This is a genomic window from Cobetia sp. PS-4MA (assembly GCF_057670765.1).
In genome coordinates this window covers 3,492,845-3,509,318 of record NZ_CM173107.1, presented here as the reverse complement: position 1 = coordinate 3,509,318, position 16,474 = coordinate 3,492,845, and the positions used below count along the sequence as shown (strand labels likewise).

Genomic DNA, 16,474 nt, shown 5'->3' with positions numbered 1-16,474 from the left:
CCCCCCTTTAGCTTGCGCGAACAGGCGTTATACTAGGTCGTCTTGCGACGGCACGGGGCAGGCGCCTTCTTTCATGCTTTTCATTGCACCTCCATGCATTCCCACATGGATGAATATGCAGAAACCATGCGGAAGTCATGCAGAAGAAGACCCCCGGAGCGTCTTTACGCACATCGCTACGGAACCTCTATGAAAAGCGCAGAAATCAGAAACGCCTTCCTGACCTATTTCGAGAAGCAGGGGCATACCATCGTTCCCACCAGTTCTCTGGTGCCGAACAACGACCCGACCCTGCTGTTCACCAACGCCGGCATGGTGCCCTTCAAGGATGTCTTCCTGGGCCGTGATCCGCGTGGCTACAGCCGTGCCACCTCCGCACAGCGCTGCGTGCGCGCCGGCGGCAAGCACAATGACCTGGACAACGTCGGTTACACCGCACGTCACCACACTTTCTTCGAGATGCTGGGCAACTTCAGCTTCGGTGACTACTTCAAGCGCGAAGCCATCCAGTTCGCCTGGAAGTTCCTGACCGAAGAGCTGGGCCTGCCGAAGGAGAAGCTGTGGGTCACCGTGCATGTCAGCGATGACGAAGCCCGTGACATCTGGTTCAACGAGGTCGGCATCGATCAGAGCCGCTTCTCGCGTCTCGACGAGGACAACTTCTGGCAGATGGGCGACACCGGCCCCTGTGGTCCGTCTTCCGAGATCTTCTATGATCACGGTGAAGACGTCGCCGGTGGCCCGCCGGGCAGCCCGGACGAAGATGGCGATCGCTACATCGAGATCTGGAACCTGGTCTTCATGCAGTTCGACCGTGACGCCGAGGGCACGCTGCACCCGCTGCCCAAGCCGTCCATCGATACCGGCATGGGGCTGGAGCGTGTTGCGGCCGTGATGCAGGGCGTGCACTCCAACTACGAGATCGACCTGTTCCAGAATCTGCTGGCCGCAGCAGCCGAGATCATCGGTCACGACAACATCGCCACGCCGTCACTGCGCGTGGTGGCTGACCACATCCGCTCGTGCGCCTTCCTGATCGCCGATGGCGTGCTGCCGTCCAACGAAGGGCGTGGCTACGTGCTGCGTCGCATCATCCGCCGTGCCGTGCGTCACGGTCACAAGCTGGGCGCGCGCGGCAGCTTCTTCTACAAGCTGGTCGCGGCGCTGGATGCCGAGATGGGCGATGCCTATCCGGAACTGCGCTCTGCGCGTGAGCAGATCGAGCGTGTGCTGCTCAAGGAAGAGGAGCAGTTCGCGCGTACGCTGGAGCACGGCATGAAGCTGCTCGAGGAGGCCATCGCCGAGCTGGATGGCAATACCCTCGACGGCGAAACCATCTTCAAGCTCTACGATACCTACGGCTTCCCCTACGACCTGACCGCCGACATCTGCCGCGAGCGCGAACTGATCCTCGATGAGGCCGGTTTCGAGGCCGCGCTGGAAGCTCAGCGTGAGCGTGCACGTGCTGCCAGCAATTTCGGGGGCGACTATTCCGCCAACCTGACGCTGGAAGGCGAGACGCAATTCACCGGCTATGATCACCTCGAGGGTGAGGCGACCGTCACCGCACTGTTCGACAGCGAAGGCAATGCGCTCGAGCGTCTCGAGGCCGATACCAAGGGCATTGTGGTACTCGATACCACGCCGTTCTATGGCGAGTCCGGTGGTCAGGCGGGCGATACCGGTTATCTGCATCTGGAGGGCGGCCGTTTCCAGGTCAGCGATACCCAGAAGCAGGCCGGACATCATCTGCATCACGGTGTGCTGATCGAAGGTTCGCTCGCGGTGGGCGACGCGGTGCGTCCGCAGGTCGATGCAGATCTGCGTGCTGCCTCCGTGCGCAACCACTCCGCCACGCACCTGCTGCATGAAGCGCTGCGCCAGGTGCTGGGTGAGCACGTCCAGCAGAAGGGCTCGCTGGTCACGGCCGAGCGCCTGCGCTTCGACTTCAGTCACTTTGAGGCGATGACCGCAGAACAGCTCTCCGAAGTCGAGCGCATCGTCAATGCGCAGATTCTCGCCAACGCCGAGACCACCATCGAGTTCATGACTCTCGATGAAGCCAAGGCGCGCGGCGCGGCGGCACTCTTCGATGCCAAGTATGGTGAGCAGGTCCGCGTGCTGACCATCGGTCAGGATGCCTTCTCCATCGAGCTGTGTGGCGGGACTCACGTCAAGCGCAGTGGTGACATCGGTCAGATGCACATCATCGCCGAGACTGGCATCGCCTCCGGCGTGCGCCGCATCGAAGCCATCACTGGCCGTGCGGCACGTGATTTCCTGCTGGCGCAGGAAGCGACCCTGACTCGTCTGGGTGAGCGCCTCAAGGCCAAGCCGGAGCAGGTCGAGGAGCGTGTCACCAGTCTGCTTGAGCGCAACCGCGGTCTCGAGAAGGAGCTTGAGCGTCTGAAGGCCAAGCTGGCGTCCGCCTCTGCCAGTGACATGCTGAGCGACATCGCGGATGTCCAGGGGCTCAAGGTGCTGGCCAAGCAGGTCGAAGGCGTCTCCGGCAAGGAGTTGCGTGGCCTGATGGATGACCTGAAATCCAAGCTGGGTTCCGGCATTTTGGTGCTTGGCGTCGCGGATGGTGACAAGGTCAGCCTGATTGCGGGCGTCACCGATGATCTGACCTCGCGCATCAAGGCGGGTGATCTGGTGCGTCACGTGGCTGAGCAGGTCGGTGGCAAGGGCGGTGGTCGTGCTGACATGGCGCAGGCCGGTGGCAGTGATGCCGCATCGCTTCCCGGGGCACTGGCCGGCGTGCCAGCCTGGGTAGACGCCCAGCTGGGGTAAGAAGACAAGATGAAGGCCGGGCTTCTCGTGAGGAGACCCGGCCTCTTTTTGGGCCCGCATGAGTCTCATGTGGGGACAACGCAAACGGACACGGATAACGGAAACGCACATGGCGCTATACGTTCAGAAGTTCGGAGGCACTTCGGTCGGCTCGGTGGAGCGGATCAAGGCCGTCGCCGAGAAGGTCAAGCGATTCCGCGACGAAGGACATCAGGTTGTCGTGGTCGTCTCAGCCATGAGTGGCGAGACGAACCGACTGATCGGTCTCGCCAGCGAGATCAACGATGACCCGACGCCGCGCGAAATGGACATGCTGGTCTCTACCGGTGAGCAGGTGACCATCTCCCTGCTGGCCATGGCACTGCAGAAGATCGGTGTCGACGCGACCTCCTATACCGGCGCTCAGGTAGGCATTCGTACCGATAGCGCGCACACCAAGGCGCGTATCCAGCGCATCGACACCGATGACCTGCGCGAAGACCTCGATGCTGGCAAGGTCGTGGTGGTCGCTGGCTTCCAGGGGGTCGATGATGAAGGCAATATCACGACACTGGGGCGCGGTGGCTCGGACACCACCGGCGTCGCCCTGGCGGCAGCCCTCAAGGCGGACGAGTGTCAGATCTATACCGATGTCGATGGTGTCTACACCACTGATCCACGTGTGTGCTCCAAGGCACGTCGTCTGGAAACGGTGACCGTCGAGGAAATGCTGGAAATGGCGAGCCTTGGCTCCAAGATCCTGCAGATCCGTTCGGTGGAATTCGCCGGCAAGTACAATGTTCCCCTGCGTGTGCTGTCTTCCTTCGAGGATGGCCCGGGTACCCTGATCGTCGCTGAGGAAGAAGACAACATGGAAGAACCGCTGATCTCCGGCATTGCCTTCAATGTCAACGAAGCCAAGCTGACCCTGCTCAACACGCCGGACATTCCGGGTGTCGCCTCCAAGATTCTGGGCCCGATCGCCGATTCCAACATCGAGATCGACATGATCGTCCAGAACGTCTCCCCGGACGGCAATACGACCGACTTCTCCTTCACGGTGGCCAAGAGCGACTTCAAGGCGACCCAACGCATCCTCAACGAGACGGTCATTCCGTCCGTCGGCGGCGGTGAGCTCAGAGGCGATGACAATATCGCCAAGGTCTCGCTGGTCGGTGTCGGCATGCGTTCCCATGCCGGTGTCGCCTCCAAGATGTTCCGCGTGCTGGCGGAAGAGGGCATCAACATCCGCATGGTGTCCACGTCCGAGATCAAGATCTCCGTTCTGATCGACGAGAAGTTCATGGAGCTGGCCGTGCGTGCACTGCACACCGCCTTCGGCCTGGATGCGGAAGCCGTCAGCGACGAGACTGCCTGATTTGCATTGAATGATCAGCACAATGGTGCTCAGATGAAGTGACTTGCCACCCGTGGGTGGCTCGTCCTTCCGCCAGGGACTGCACTGCATGGAAGTGAGGCCCGGCAAGGAGCGCCAGGGGCCCTGCCTCATGCACCCGATACATTGGCGATCGCACCTTCTGGGGGAGAGCCGGTGTGTCGGGTGCTTTCATTCAACGAGTCATTCAGTTGATATGAAGGGGTGATGTTGGCCGTCGGAGCATGCATGACGCATAATCTCCAGGCCTCATGCACCTCGGTGGCCGGCTCGTCCCTGCCGGTCGCTGACTTCGAATCCTGTTGCCGTCCCGGCTGTATGAATTACTGACAAGGAGATCAGTCATGCTCATCCTGACCCGTAGAGTAGGTGAAACGCTGATGATTGGTGATGACATCACCGTCACCGTGCTCGGTGTGAAGGGAAATCAGGTGCGAATCGGTGTCAACGCACCCAAGGACGTCGCCGTCCATCGTGAAGAGATCTATCAGCGTATCCAGCGCGAGAAGGAAGACAATGGTGATGCCATCGCCTGATGGCATGTCATGCCCACCAGATGGCTCCGGATACTCTCGAGAGCACCACACGAACGCCAACCACGCTGTCCACCTGGTTGGCGTTCGTGTTTCTGGGATATGGTCTGTGCGGTCTGGGCGTTGCCCGGTCCTGGCGGCCTGAGTGACTCGATCCGTTCAGGCTCAGATGCATGCGTCGGAGGCATCAGGCAGAGCTGAATGGGCGGCTGAGCGTCAAGTCAGTGTTCCATAAGGAAAAAATTCACTTTTTTCCTGGAAAGGGGGAGACAGACGACTTCTTCTTGGGTATTATTCCCGCTCCCTCGAACGAGACGCGACGACAGGCTAGCCATCGTCATGTTCTGGTTCATGCGGGGAGATTGCTTGGGGGCGCGCAGCCTCGAGCCTGTTGTCGAATGGTGATGAGATGCTCTGCATCGAAGCCAAAAAATCGACACAGGGGCTAGACAAAGCCCAATCAAATGAGTAAGATATGCGCCGTACCTGATGAGGAGAGGTGGCCGAGTGGCTGAAGGCGCTCCCCTGCTAAGGGAGTATAGGGTTTATAGCCCTATCGAGGGTTCGAATCCCTCTCTCTCCGCCATTAGGTACAAATGCAGTAAGATGCGCCCTTAGCTCAGCTGGATAGAGTACCTGACTACGAATCAGGCGGTCGGAGGTTCGAATCCTCCAGGGCGCGCCACTGCAATGCAATACGGTGTTGGAAAGACACAACACTCGCAAGTCAAGTCCTGAAGACATTTGAAATGCTCAGGCCACAGATTTCAAGGTTTATGCGCCCTTAGCTCAGCTGGATAGAGTACCTGACTACGAATCAGGCGGTCGGAGGTTCGAATCCTCCAGGGCGCGCCAATTGAAAAACCCGCTTCACTGAAGCGGGTTTTTCTTCGTCTGAAGAAAAGTCAGGCATCTTCGGTCTCAGCCGGCATGGCCTCGATCCTTGCCTTCATGTCATGTCTGACAGTTCCCCGTTTTCCTTGACTGTGATGTCACGCCTTCGGGCGGACGATCGCTAGGGCGCCCTTTTCGCGAGGGGCGCCTTTTTTTGTTTCGGACGGATCAGGCGAGGGCGGGCAAGTCGGCGGATTCCGGCATGCGGGTCACCGATGTCAACAGACTCGGCGCCAATGCAAGCGAGGTACCTGCAACCAGACCGGTGAAGAATTCGGCGCGCCCCTTGTGGCGCTTGATGGCCTGGAAGCGACGTTCCGCTTCCTCGTTGCCGCTCTGGCGCATCATGTTCATCCACTGCTTGAGCAGCGGCACCATCACCTTGTCAGGCAGATGGGCGCAGCGTTCGGCGTGGGAGAGCAGCACCTGTGCACGCTGTGTCCAGTCCGTCTCGGGCAGCAACTCCCCGGTCATCTGCCAGTGCTTGATGCGCGCCGCGAGGAAGGGGTCGGCCAGGGCGGCACGCCCCAGCATCACATCGCGACAGCCGGACAGTGAGCGAGCCCGCCAGTAGCAGGGCATGTCCCAGATGTCCCCATTGGCAACGACCGGAATGGAGAGCTCGGACGTGATCTTGCCGATCCATTCCCAGTGCGCTGGCGGACGATAGCCTTCCTGTTTGGTCCGCCCATGCACGACCAGCTGCGTGGCGCCCCCGGCCTGGGCTGCCTGAGCGCATGCCAGTGCCAGGCGACGGTCGTTGAAGCCGAGGCGAATCTTGGCCGTGACGGGTACCCCGGTGCCCTTGAGGGCATCGCGCACGCCCTCCACCGCACGAAAGACGCGGTCCGGCGAGCGCAGCAGGGCTGCGCCTCCGTCGTGACGGTTGACGGTCTTGGCCGGGCAGCCGAAGTTGATGTCGACGCTGGGTGCCCCCAGGCGTGCCGCGACGCGAGCGTTGATGCCCAGCGCCTCGGGGTCGGCACCCAACAGCTGCAATGCGACCGGTGTGTCGTGTCGTGTGCGTGCCGTCCGTGTCGGGGAGGCTTCCAGCAGCTCCGGGCAGATACGCTTGAAGACGCGAGGCGGTAGCTTGACATGCGTCACGCGCACGAATTCCGTCACACACCAGTCATAGCCGCCAAGGCCGGTGAGACATTCGCGCGTGATGTCATCAATCACGCCTTCCATCGGCGCGATGCCGATGCGGCCAGCCCGCGCGAGGGCTTGTGGGGTCAACGATGGTGTCATTGCAATTGCCGTGGAATCAGGCACTTTAAAGCGATCAACAAGCACTGAATGCCGCTGCATGGGGTGTCGACAGTGGCCAGCGACGCAACGGCGTGAACGCTTGGACGTGTCGAGCATCATCGAAGGCATGGGCAATCATCGCTCATGCCGCACCCTGATTGGCGCGATGACGAGAATGACTCGAGGACACTGGCATGCAAGAGAATGATCTGCTCGGTGAAGGCTTGAACCTGATGGTGTTCGGGATGGGGTTCGTGTTCGTGTTTCTAAGTCTGCTGGTAGTCGCCATGATGGCGATGGCCAAGCTGGTGGACCGTTTTGCGCCCGCGCCGCTACCGGCTGCAGCGCGCACGACGCGCGCGCCTGTCTCGGCGGCACCTGCAGCAGAGGATGACAGCGAACTGACGGCTGTCATGGCGGCGGCGATTCACCGCTTTCGCCAGGATCATCACAAGCACTGAGATGTCGCGGAAGTCGTCGGTGCTGCTGGTACTCTCGGAGCGCCGGAGCGACACCGCAGCGAGAAAGCGGCGATTCTATCATGAGCCGTCCGGTGGGGAGACCACCTCTCGAGTGCAATATTCTGTGTGGCAGGCGCGGTGAAAGGCAAGCCTGCCACCACGGCAGAACCCGATATCCACATTATAAAGAACAAGGGATCACTCATGGACAAGCAACCGCTGGGCATCACGGATGTGGTACTGCGCGACGCGCATCAGTCATTGCTGGCCACGCGCATGCGCCTCGATGACATGCTGCCGATCGCCGCCAAGCTGGACGACATCGGCTTCTGGTCGCTGGAGAGCTGGGGCGGCGCGACCTTCGACGCCTGCATCCGCTACCTGGGCGAAGACCCCTGGGCGCGCATTCGTGCCTTGAAGGAAGCGATGCCCAAGACTCAGCAGCAGATGCTGCTGCGCGCCCAGAACCTGCTCGGCTATCGTCATTACGCCGATGACGTGGTGGATGCCTTCGTCAAGCGTGCCGCGACCAGCGGTGTCGATGTCTTCCGTGTCTTCGACGCGATGAATGACCCGCGCAACCTCGAGCGTCCGCTCAAGGCGGTGCTGGATCAGGGCAAGCATGCCCAGGGCACCATCTCCTACACCGTGAGCCCCGTGCACACGCTGGAGATGTGGGTGGAGCTGGCGCAGAAGATCGAGTCCATGGGGGCCCAGTCGCTGGCGATCAAGGACATGGCGGGCCTGCTGACGCCGTATACCGCCTTCGAGCTGGTCTCGCGCCTCAAGGCGAGCCTGTCGATCCCGATCCACATGCAGTGCCATGCCACCACCGGGCTTTCCACCGCCACGGCTCTCAAGGCCATCGAGGCGGGCATCGACAACGTCGACACCTCCATCTCCTCGATGTCGATGACCTACGGCCACAGCCCGACCGAATCGGTCGTCGCGATGCTGGCAGGCACCGAGCGCGATACCGGACTGGACCTCGAGAAGCTCGAGGATATCGCGGCCTACTTCCGCGAGGTGCGCAAGAAATACGCGGCATTCGAGGGCAGCCTGCGCGGTATCGACTCGCGCATTCTGGTCGCCCAGGTGCCGGGTGGCATGCTCACCAACATGGAAGGCCAGCTCAAGGAGCAGGGCGCCGGTGACAAGCTGGATGACGTGCTCGCCGAGATTCCGCGCGTACGCAAGGACCTGGGCTACATCCCGCTGGTGACCCCGACCTCACAGATCGTCGGCACCCAGTCGGTGATGAACGTGATGATGGGCGAGCGCTACAAGTCGATCTCCAAGGAAGTGCAGGCGTTGCTCAAGGGGGAATATGGCGCGGCGCCGGCACCCTTCGACAGCGAACTTCAGTCCCGCGTGCTGGAAGGCGCCGAGCCGATCACCTGCCGCCCGGCAGACAACCTGACGCCGGAGATGGAGCGTCTGCGTGAGGAGCTCAAGGGCAAGGCCAAGGAGGAAGGTATCGCGCTGGAGAGCGGCGAACGCGAGACCGATGACGTGCTGACCTACGCGCTCTTCCCGCAGATCGGCCTCAAGTTCCTGCGCAACCGTGGCAACCCGGATGCCTTCGAGCCCGCCCCGCAGGCTGTCGATGACAAGGCATCCAAGGCCGCCGCAGCGTCGGTCTCTGGTGCTCCGGCCGTCAGTGCTCAAGGCGCGTCGAGCGGCCCGCAGACCTACACCCTGAACGTCAACGGCAAGCAGTATGTCGTTGAGGTTGCCGAAGGCGGAGACATCACCCAGGTGCAGGCCAGCGAGCCTGCGGCATCGGCTCCGGCAGCCGCGGCACCTGCCGCCCAGGCCGCCTCCGGTGAGCCGGTGAATGCGCCGTTGGCGGGCAACATCTTCAAGGTCAATGTCGCCGTCGGTGACAGCGTGGCGGAAGGAGATGTCGTGATCATTCTCGAGGCCATGAAGATGGAGACCGAGATCCGTGCCCACCAGGCCGGTACCGTCTCCGCGGTGAAGGTCAAGGAAGGCGACAGTGTCAGTGTCGGCGACGTTCTGATCACCCTCTGAGCCGGTGTGTCCGGCCCGTCGGCATGCACGACGGGCCGGTCGGTGATGCTCCTCTGCAAGGCGACACGACATGGACAAGATACTCAACCTCTGGCACGGCTCGGGGCTCTACAACATGAGCTTCGGCCAGCTGGCGATGATCGTCATCGGCCTTGGCCTGCTTTATCTGGCGATCCGCAAGAACTTCGAACCCCTGCTGCTGGTACCGATCGGCTTCGGCGGCATTCTGGCCAACATTCCGGAAGCCGGACTGGCGCTATCTGCTGCCGAACAGGCGGCGCATCTCGGCAAGCCGGAGCTGCTGGCTTCAATGGCCAATCTGCTCAACGTCAACATCGCCAGCCTGCCGCTGGATGAGGCGCGCCACGCGGTGGAGCAGGCACTGCATGGCGAGATTCCCGCAGTGCTCAAGCAGCAGGCCAGCAACATGGCGCTGGATGGTGGCTTCTCCAACGGCATGCTGTACAGCTTCTACAGCGTGGCGATCGCTTCCGGCATCGCGCCGTTGGTGATCTTCATGGGCGTTGGGGCGATGACGGATTTCGGTCCGTTGCTGGCCAACCCCAAGACCCTGTTCCTCGGGGCGGCGGCGCAGTTCGGCATCTTCGCGACGCTGCTGGGCGCGGTGGCGTTGACCTCGATGGGGCTGATGGACTTCAGCCTGCAACAGTCGGCGGCCATCGGCATCATCGGTGGTGCGGACGGCCCGACCTCCATCTACGTCGCCAGTCTGCTGGCGCCGGAGCTGCTGGGGGCAATCGCCGTGGCGTCCTACTCCTACATGGCACTGGTGCCGATGATCCAGCCGCCGATCATGCGCGCGCTGACCACCGCCAAGGAACGCAGCCTGGTGATGACGCAGCTGCGTCCGGTCTCCAAGACCGAGAAGATCCTGTTCCCGCTGGTGCTGTTGATCATGGTGGCGATGCTGCTGCCGGACGCCGCACCGCTGCTGGGCATGTTCTGCTTCGGTAACCTGATGCGCGAGTGCGGTGTGGTGGAGCGTCTGTCGGATACCGCCCAGAACGCGCTGATCAACATCACTACCATCTTCCTGGGACTGTCGGTGGGCTCCAAGCTGCAGGCCGACAAGTTTCTGGCGGTGGAGACGCTGGGCATTCTGGCCCTCGGCGTGGTCGCCTTCGGCATCGGCACGGCCTGCGGGGTACTGATGGCCAAGCTGATGAACAAGGTTTCGAAGACGCCGATCAATCCGCTGATCGGGTCGGCCGGTGTCTCGGCGGTACCGATGGCGGCACGTGTCTCCAACAAGGTCGGGCTTGAGTACAACCCGCACAACTTCCTGCTGATGCATGCGATGGGGCCGAACGTGGCCGGTGTGATCGGCTCGGCGGTGGCCGCTGGGGTGATGATCAAGTACCTCGGCTGATCCTGTCCGCAGTACTGAGACGACAACGCCCGCCATGGCTTCCATGGCGGGCGTTGTCGTCTCTCGGGCCTTCATCAGCGGCGCTTTATCTTGTCTCGGTCGAGGGGCTGGAGGGCGTGGCTGAGACGGTGCGCTGGCCTGGCTGCATGCGGGATGCCGGGTCATGGATGGCTTGCCAGAGGCTCAGCAAGGCAGCGCGATCGACACGCTGACTGGGCAGTCGCTGGCTGTCGTCCAGAGAATGCCATTCACGTGTGCTGGTCTGGCGGGCCAGCGCGAAACGGAAGGGGTGGTAGCCGGGCGAGCCCAGGCGGGTATCGGTCACCGCCAGCAGCGTCTCACCCTCTGATGTCCGCTCGCGGCTCGCCCGCAGGTAGGGCGCGGCGAACCAGCGCAGACGCTGTCCATCCTCAAGCTTCCCGACCTCGGCATCCAGCGCTGGCTGGCGCGGGAAATCCCGTCGCGCCAGTGCCATCAATTGCTCGTCGGAATCGAAGACGCCGACCATCCACTCGTGATCCGCCAGTGGCGTGACCACGCTGACCCGCCATAGCAGGCTGTTGAAGGGCGTGGGCTGCACCATGCGAGGGGCGTCCGCGAACCCCTGACTGGCCAATACCGGCGACATGCGATGTTCCACCCAGCTCTTGGCGGCCAGCCCCCAGCCGAGATAGAGGCTCGAGAGCATCAGGCCAGTGGCCAGCAATCGTCCCGCATGGCCGCGTATGGCGACCCACAGGCCGGTGATCAGCAGCGGCAGGGTGTAGAGCGGGTCGATGATGAAGATGCTGGCCAGGCTCACCGGTCGGCTTGGCCATGGCCACAGCAGCTGGGTGCCATAGGTGGTGAAGGCATCCAGCAGCGGGTGCGTGACCAGGCACAGCAGGCAGTAGGCGATCAGGCGGCCACGCCCCAATGGTGCCAGGCGTGGAAGACGGGCGAGCAGCCAGCCGAGCAGAATGCCCAGCAGCCCCAGCACCGGCAGGGAATGGCTGAAGCCGCGATGATGGGTGTAATTGGCGACGGCGTCGCCGTAGTCGATCATCACGTCGAGATCGGGCAGGGTGCCGAGTGCCGCTCCACCGAGCAATGCATGACGGATGGCAGCGCCGCGTCTTTCGACGGGCAAGTGTCGGATGGCGGGCGCCATGACGGCACCGCCCACGGCGGATCCGAGGCAGATCTGGGTAAGGGAGTCCATCGGCGGGCTACCTGCGAGAGGGAAGGGGGAGTGAAGAGGACGAGCTGGTGTCAGGCATCCGCATGGATCGCCTCCAGGGCACCCGGCTCGGCCCAGCGCGGGCCGGCGTCCAGCACGCGAGCCTGTACCGGACAGTCGTCACGATGACAGCCCGGCAGATAGCCGCAGCTCATCAGCAGCTCGTTGACGATCTCGGGACCAGTGAAGCGGAAGGTCTTCTTGAACAGCTTGACCCAGGCGGACAAGGGTTGCGGATGATGGGCATCCAGCCATTGGAGAAAGCTGCCGTGCGAGTCCTTCATCTGCAGTACCACGCCCGCGTTGTGGATCACGGCATTGACCTTGAGGCGGTTGCGGATGATGCCGGCATCGCTCAACAGACGCGCGCGCTCTTCATCTCCATAGGCGGCGATACGCGCGATATCGTAATTCTCGTAGGCCTCGCGAAAGGCCGCGCGCTTCTTGAGCACCGTCAGCCAGGAAAGGCCGGCCTGGTTGATCTCCAGCACGAAACGCTCGAACAGTACCCGGTCATCGCTGACCGGGAAGCCGTATTCGTGATCATGATAGGGACCATGAATCGGGTGCTGGGGAGCATTCTCGCAATAGGTGCTGGCAGTGACGACGTCGGCCATCAGTCCTCCTGCACCGCGAAGCGGCCACTGCCGAGAAAGACGACGGCCAGTGCGCTGGCCAGGAAGAAGCCTTGCAGTTCCAATGCCCAGCCACCGGACGATGACAGGCTCAGCAGCTGCCCCATGTGAGCCACGGCAATGGCGAACAGCATGTTGGCGACGACGATCAGGCCGGCGATGCGGGCGTGCACGCCGAGGATGAGCATGATGGGCGCAATGATCTCGCCGATGTAGACCCCATAGGCCACCACGCCTGGTATCCCCATCTTCTCCAGCTCGCCGGCGATCCAGCTCAACGTGCCGCCATCACCGAGCAGTTTCGAGAGGCCGTGGAACAGCAACAGCAGTCCCAGAGTCAGGCGCAGGATCAACTTGCCGAGGTCATCATTTTCGAGAAATTGCACGTCAGAGCTCCTTGCTCAGCGAGGGTTGCGGGAAATCAGCGAGAGAGGTCAGGCGTTGGGGTCGTCCACCAGCAGGCGCGAGAAGCGCACGATCTCGGCATTGCGATTCGCCCAGCCCAGACGCTCCCAGAAGCGGTGGGCCTCATGATTGTCATGCAGGGTATCCAGGTGCACCTTGTCGATGCCTTCCTGTGCCAGGGCGTCCAGGCAGCGCTCGACCAATGTTCTCGCGATCCCCTGGCCTCGCATGTCCGGGGCCGTCATCACATGTTGCAGGTAGCCGCGCTTGCCATCATGCCCGGACATGGCACATCCCACCAGCCGCACGCCGGAGAAGGCCAAGTGGCTCATGCCGGGGTTGCGGATCAGATAGCGCTCGACGGCGGCATACTCATCCGCCTTGCGGATCACCACCCCCGGGGTGGCCTCCATCATGTGCATGAAGGCCGAGTGGTCGGCGGGTGTCATGGGGCGATAGGTGACGGGTAGCATCGACGAGCCTGTCATGGAAGGTGAGCCGGTGATCGCTGGGGCTGCCAGCTGGAGAAGATATCAGTCGCGCGGGATATCGAAATGGCCCGGGCGCGCCGCGACACGTGCCAGCCACGCCTGTATGGCAGGATAATCATCCAGCGCGAAACCGCCTTCATCAGCGACATGCGTATAAGCATAAAGGGAAATGTCGGCGATCGTGAACTGATCCCCTACCAGCCAGTCATGTTCGGCGAGATGATGCTCCATCACCCGCAGGGCACGCTTGCCGCCCTCCTGCTTGGCGGCGTACTCGTCACGGCGTTCCTCGGGCAGGCCGAGGTAGCGATTGATGAAGCGGGCAGTGGCGATGTAGGGCTCATGGCTGTATTGCTCGAAGAACTGCCACTGCAGCACCTTGGCACGCAGGAAGGGGTCACTCGGCAGATAATCGCTGCCATCGGCGAGGTAGTTCAGGATGGCGTTGGACTCTGACAGTGTCTCACCGCGATGCAGCTCCAGCAGCGGGATCTTGCCATTGACGTTGCGGGTCAGGAATTCCGGCGTGCGAGTATCGCCGGCCAGAATGTCGACTTCGATGTAATGGTGATGGCGTTCGAGAAGGTGCAGCAGCAGCTCGACCTTGTAGCAGTTACCGGAGCGGCGATCACCATAGAGCGTCAGCATGGAGGAGCATCCTGTGCAGGCGTGTAAAAAGCGTCCTGACAGTCTAGCGAACATCGCGAGGGAAAACAGTGGTGATGCGAACAGTGTTCGATATCCGTGATGTACTGCCGTCCCTCGCAGGCCAGCGACGATCAGCCCAGGATGAAGATGACGCAGGAGGCCGTCAGTGCCCCCATCACGCGGTTGAAGATCCTCCAGGCGCGCTCGGTATTCAGCAGACGCCCGATGGCGGTGCCGAAGCCTGCCCACAGGGAGATGCAGGGCAGCGCCACCAGTTCCGCGAAGCTCGCCAGCAGGATCGCGTTGAGCCACACCGGCCCGTCTTCCGGGAGAAAGCCCGCCATCAGCGCGATACCCATGACCCAGGCCTTGGGGTTGGCGAACTGGAACAGCGCGGCTGCCAGAAAGCTCATCGGCCGTGCATCCTGTCGGCTCGACAGGTCGGGTGGTGGGGCCATGGCAATCTTCCAGGCCAGATAGAGCAGATAGCCACTCCCCAACACCTTGAGCAGTGTCTGCACGATGGGGTAGCGCTCGAAGACCAGTCCCAGTCCCAGCGCGATGCCGATGAACAGCACCAGGCAGCCGATCATGATGCCGAAGATATGCGGCAGGGTGCGCCAATAGCCATGATTGGCTCCGGAGGCCGTCAGCATGACGTTGTTGGGCCCCGGTGTCAGAGTCATCGACAGCATGTAGAGCGTGGCTGGGGCAAGAAAGGCGAGGGATTCCATGGGTGTCCTTCAGCGTGTGGGGCGTTGGCGTGATGCCGCATTATTGTATGGGTGCAATTGTGATGGATGTCGACACGTTCCAGCATTTTATGGCTTGTTGGTGCCATGTTTTGAGCATAATCTGATGACAATTACCGTCAACAGGTTTTTTGTCACCATGACAATGTGGACTCCGACACTTGATCCCACCCTGCCGCGTTACCGTGCGCTGGCGGAGGCCATCCGCCTCGATATCGCCTCAGGCCTGCTCAAGGAGGATGAGCGACTGCCGCCGCAACGCCGACTTGCGGATGCGCTGGGCGTGACGATCGGTACCGTGACACGCGGCTATGCCGAGGCCGAGCGACATGGGTTGGTCAGGGCGCGTGTGGGGAGCGGAACCTACGTCAATGCGCCGGTCAGCGCGGGGCCTGTGCCCGACAGGCGCTTCGGACATGCCTTGCATGCCAGGCCATCATTCGGGATCGCGGCGGAGTCGGATGACTCCCTTTCGGCATCCTCTGGTGTGATGGATCTCACCATGAGCCTGCCACCGCCGCATCCGGCGCGGCAGCAGGGGATGGCGGCGGCGCTGACCGCGATCAGCCACTCCCCCGAGGCATTGGTGCGGAGTGTCGAATACCAGAATGAATTCGGGGTGGGCAGTCATCGCCAATTGCTTGCGAGCTGGATGAGCGAGCTCGGCATGCCGGTCGACCCCGAGGAGCTGATGCTGACGCAGGGAGGGCAGAATGGCATTACTCTCGCGCTGTCGGCCTTGCTGGCCCCCGGAGAGGCGGTGGTCACGGGAGCGCTGACCTACCCCGGACTGATCGCCGCGAGTGCTGAGCGGGGCCTGAAGCTGCTGCGAGTACCGCTGGATGAGGAGGGCATGGATGTCGAGGCTCTGGCGCGGCTGTGTCGCCAGCAGGTGCCCAGGATGGTCTACGTGATGGCCGAGCAGAACAATCCGGGGGCGGCGCAGCTGTCCCACGCACGGCGAGAGGCGCTGGTTGCCCTTGCGCGCCAGCACGATTTCTGGATTCTAGAGGACGGCGTGCAGTATCTGCCGAGGGAGGAGTGCGGGACTCGTCTCTATCAGATGGCTCCTGAGCGCACCCTGTATGTCTTCAGTACCTCCAAACTGCTGGCTGGCGGTCTGCGTCTGGGCGTATTGCGCGCCCCGGTGGAAGTGCTGTCCCGGATTGGCGCTGTGCTGCGCAGTCACAGCTGGATGGTGGCACCGCTGCTGATGGAAACGGTCTGCGCCTGGCTGACCAGTGGCAATGCGACACAGCTGGTGGACTGGCAGGTGGAGGAGATGCGGGCGCGCCAGCGACTGGCACGTACTCTGCTGGGGGAGTGGACGCTCTCTTCGCGGCCTTCATCGTTCGATCTGTGGCTGGTGCTACCCGAAGGGCAGCGTAGCCAGGCTGTGGTCGAGTCATTGGCTCGGCGCGGGGTACATGTCACCAGTGCCGAGCCTTTCTGTGTCGGCAATGAACCTCCACCACAGGCATTGCGGCTGTGCCTGAGTGCCGCCGAGAATCGTGAGGTCCTGACGCGGGCCCTGGAGATCGTCCGTGAGGTGCTGCATGCCCCGCCGCCGTTGCGTTGCACGACGCTCTAGCC

General features: G+C 62.3%; 14 protein-coding genes and 3 tRNA genes. 10 read left to right on the top strand and 7 right to left on the bottom strand.

The window, feature by feature from the left end:
- Window positions 1-189: 189 nt before the first annotated feature.
- The 6 genes from alaS (at window position 190) to AC26AR_RS14735 (ending at window position 5,556) form a co-directional block, all read left to right on the top strand.
- Window positions 190-2,793 (top strand): alanine--tRNA ligase, encoded by a 2,604-nt coding sequence (gene alaS / locus AC26AR_RS14760; protein WP_488107268.1) that lies wholly within the window; start codon window positions 190-192, stop codon window positions 2,791-2,793.
- A 109-nt stretch (window positions 2,794-2,902) separates the two neighbouring features.
- Window positions 2,903-4,150, top strand: a complete 1,248-nt coding sequence (locus AC26AR_RS14755) for an aspartate kinase (protein ID WP_077377982.1) — start codon at window positions 2,903-2,905, stop codon at window positions 4,148-4,150.
- Between the two features lie 362 nt (window positions 4,151-4,512).
- On the top strand, window positions 4,513-4,704 hold the full coding sequence (csrA, locus tag AC26AR_RS14750) for a carbon storage regulator CsrA (RefSeq protein ID WP_043332937.1): 192 nt from the start codon (window positions 4,513-4,515) through the stop codon (window positions 4,702-4,704).
- 490 nt (window positions 4,705-5,194) lie between these two features.
- Window positions 5,195-5,287 (top strand) — tRNA-Ser (locus tag AC26AR_RS14745).
- A gap of 22 nt (window positions 5,288-5,309) precedes the next feature.
- A tRNA-Arg gene (locus AC26AR_RS14740) sits at window positions 5,310-5,386 on the top strand.
- A gap of 93 nt (window positions 5,387-5,479) precedes the next feature.
- Window positions 5,480-5,556: transfer RNA gene (locus AC26AR_RS14735), tRNA-Arg, on the top strand.
- Window positions 5,557-5,763: 207 nt separating this feature from the next.
- On the opposite strand, the gene AC26AR_RS14730 is transcribed toward AC26AR_RS14735, so the two are convergent.
- On the bottom strand, window positions 5,764-6,786 hold the full coding sequence (locus AC26AR_RS14730) for a tRNA dihydrouridine synthase (RefSeq protein ID WP_077378204.1): 1,023 nt from the start codon (window positions 6,784-6,786) through the stop codon (window positions 5,764-5,766).
- 254 nt (window positions 6,787-7,040) lie between these two features.
- Between AC26AR_RS14730 and AC26AR_RS14725 the strand changes: the two genes are divergently transcribed.
- The 3 genes from AC26AR_RS14725 to AC26AR_RS14715 all read left to right on the top strand — a co-directional run bounded on the left by AC26AR_RS14725 (window position 7,041) and on the right by AC26AR_RS14715 (window position 10,731).
- Window positions 7,041-7,307 carry an OadG family protein gene (locus tag AC26AR_RS14725; RefSeq protein WP_488107267.1) on the top strand — a complete coding sequence of 89 codons (267 nt, stop codon included), beginning with the start codon at window positions 7,041-7,043 and terminating at the stop codon, window positions 7,305-7,307.
- A gap of 204 nt (window positions 7,308-7,511) precedes the next feature.
- Entirely contained in the window at window positions 7,512-9,341 is a 1,830-nt protein-coding gene (oadA, locus tag AC26AR_RS14720) for a sodium-extruding oxaloacetate decarboxylase subunit alpha (protein WP_488107266.1), read from the top strand.
- A gap of 70 nt (window positions 9,342-9,411) precedes the next feature.
- Window positions 9,412-10,731 (top strand): sodium ion-translocating decarboxylase subunit beta, encoded by a 1,320-nt coding sequence (locus AC26AR_RS14715; protein ID WP_077377992.1) that lies wholly within the window; start codon window positions 9,412-9,414, stop codon window positions 10,729-10,731.
- A gap of 85 nt (window positions 10,732-10,816) precedes the next feature.
- Here AC26AR_RS14715 and AC26AR_RS14710 read toward each other — a convergent pair whose 3' ends face one another.
- The 6 genes from AC26AR_RS14710 to AC26AR_RS14685 form a co-directional block, all read right to left on the bottom strand.
- Entirely contained in the window at window positions 10,817-11,932 is a 1,116-nt protein-coding gene (locus AC26AR_RS14710; RefSeq protein ID WP_488107265.1) for a metal-dependent hydrolase, read from the bottom strand.
- 50 nt (window positions 11,933-11,982) lie between these two features.
- Window positions 11,983-12,567 (bottom strand): DNA-3-methyladenine glycosylase I, encoded by a 585-nt coding sequence (locus AC26AR_RS14705; RefSeq protein WP_488107264.1) that lies wholly within the window; start codon window positions 12,565-12,567, stop codon window positions 11,983-11,985.
- Complete coding sequence (locus tag AC26AR_RS14700) at window positions 12,567-12,971, bottom strand: DoxX family protein (RefSeq protein WP_077378001.1); 405 nt, start codon at window positions 12,969-12,971, stop codon at window positions 12,567-12,569. Before AC26AR_RS14700 ends, AC26AR_RS14705 begins: the two co-directional genes overlap by 1 nt.
- A gap of 48 nt (window positions 12,972-13,019) precedes the next feature.
- Window positions 13,020-13,463: a GNAT family N-acetyltransferase gene (locus AC26AR_RS14695; RefSeq protein ID WP_205632723.1), complete on the bottom strand. Its 444-nt coding sequence runs from the start codon at window positions 13,461-13,463 to the stop codon at window positions 13,020-13,022.
- Between the two features lie 60 nt (window positions 13,464-13,523).
- The gene (locus AC26AR_RS14690) at window positions 13,524-14,129 is read right to left on the bottom strand and encodes a glutathione S-transferase family protein (RefSeq protein ID WP_077378004.1); all 606 of its coding nucleotides are present in this window, start codon (window positions 14,127-14,129) and stop codon (window positions 13,524-13,526) included.
- A 131-nt stretch (window positions 14,130-14,260) separates the two neighbouring features.
- Entirely contained in the window at window positions 14,261-14,863 is a 603-nt protein-coding gene (locus AC26AR_RS14685) for a LysE family translocator (protein ID WP_141391943.1), read from the bottom strand.
- Window positions 14,864-15,020: 157 nt separating this feature from the next.
- On the opposite strand from AC26AR_RS14685, the gene AC26AR_RS14680 reads away from it, so the two are divergent.
- A complete protein-coding gene (locus AC26AR_RS14680; protein WP_488107263.1) occupies window positions 15,021-16,472 on the top strand; it encodes an aminotransferase-like domain-containing protein in 1,452 nt (483 codons plus the stop codon).
- Window positions 16,473-16,474: the final 2 nt, after the last annotated feature.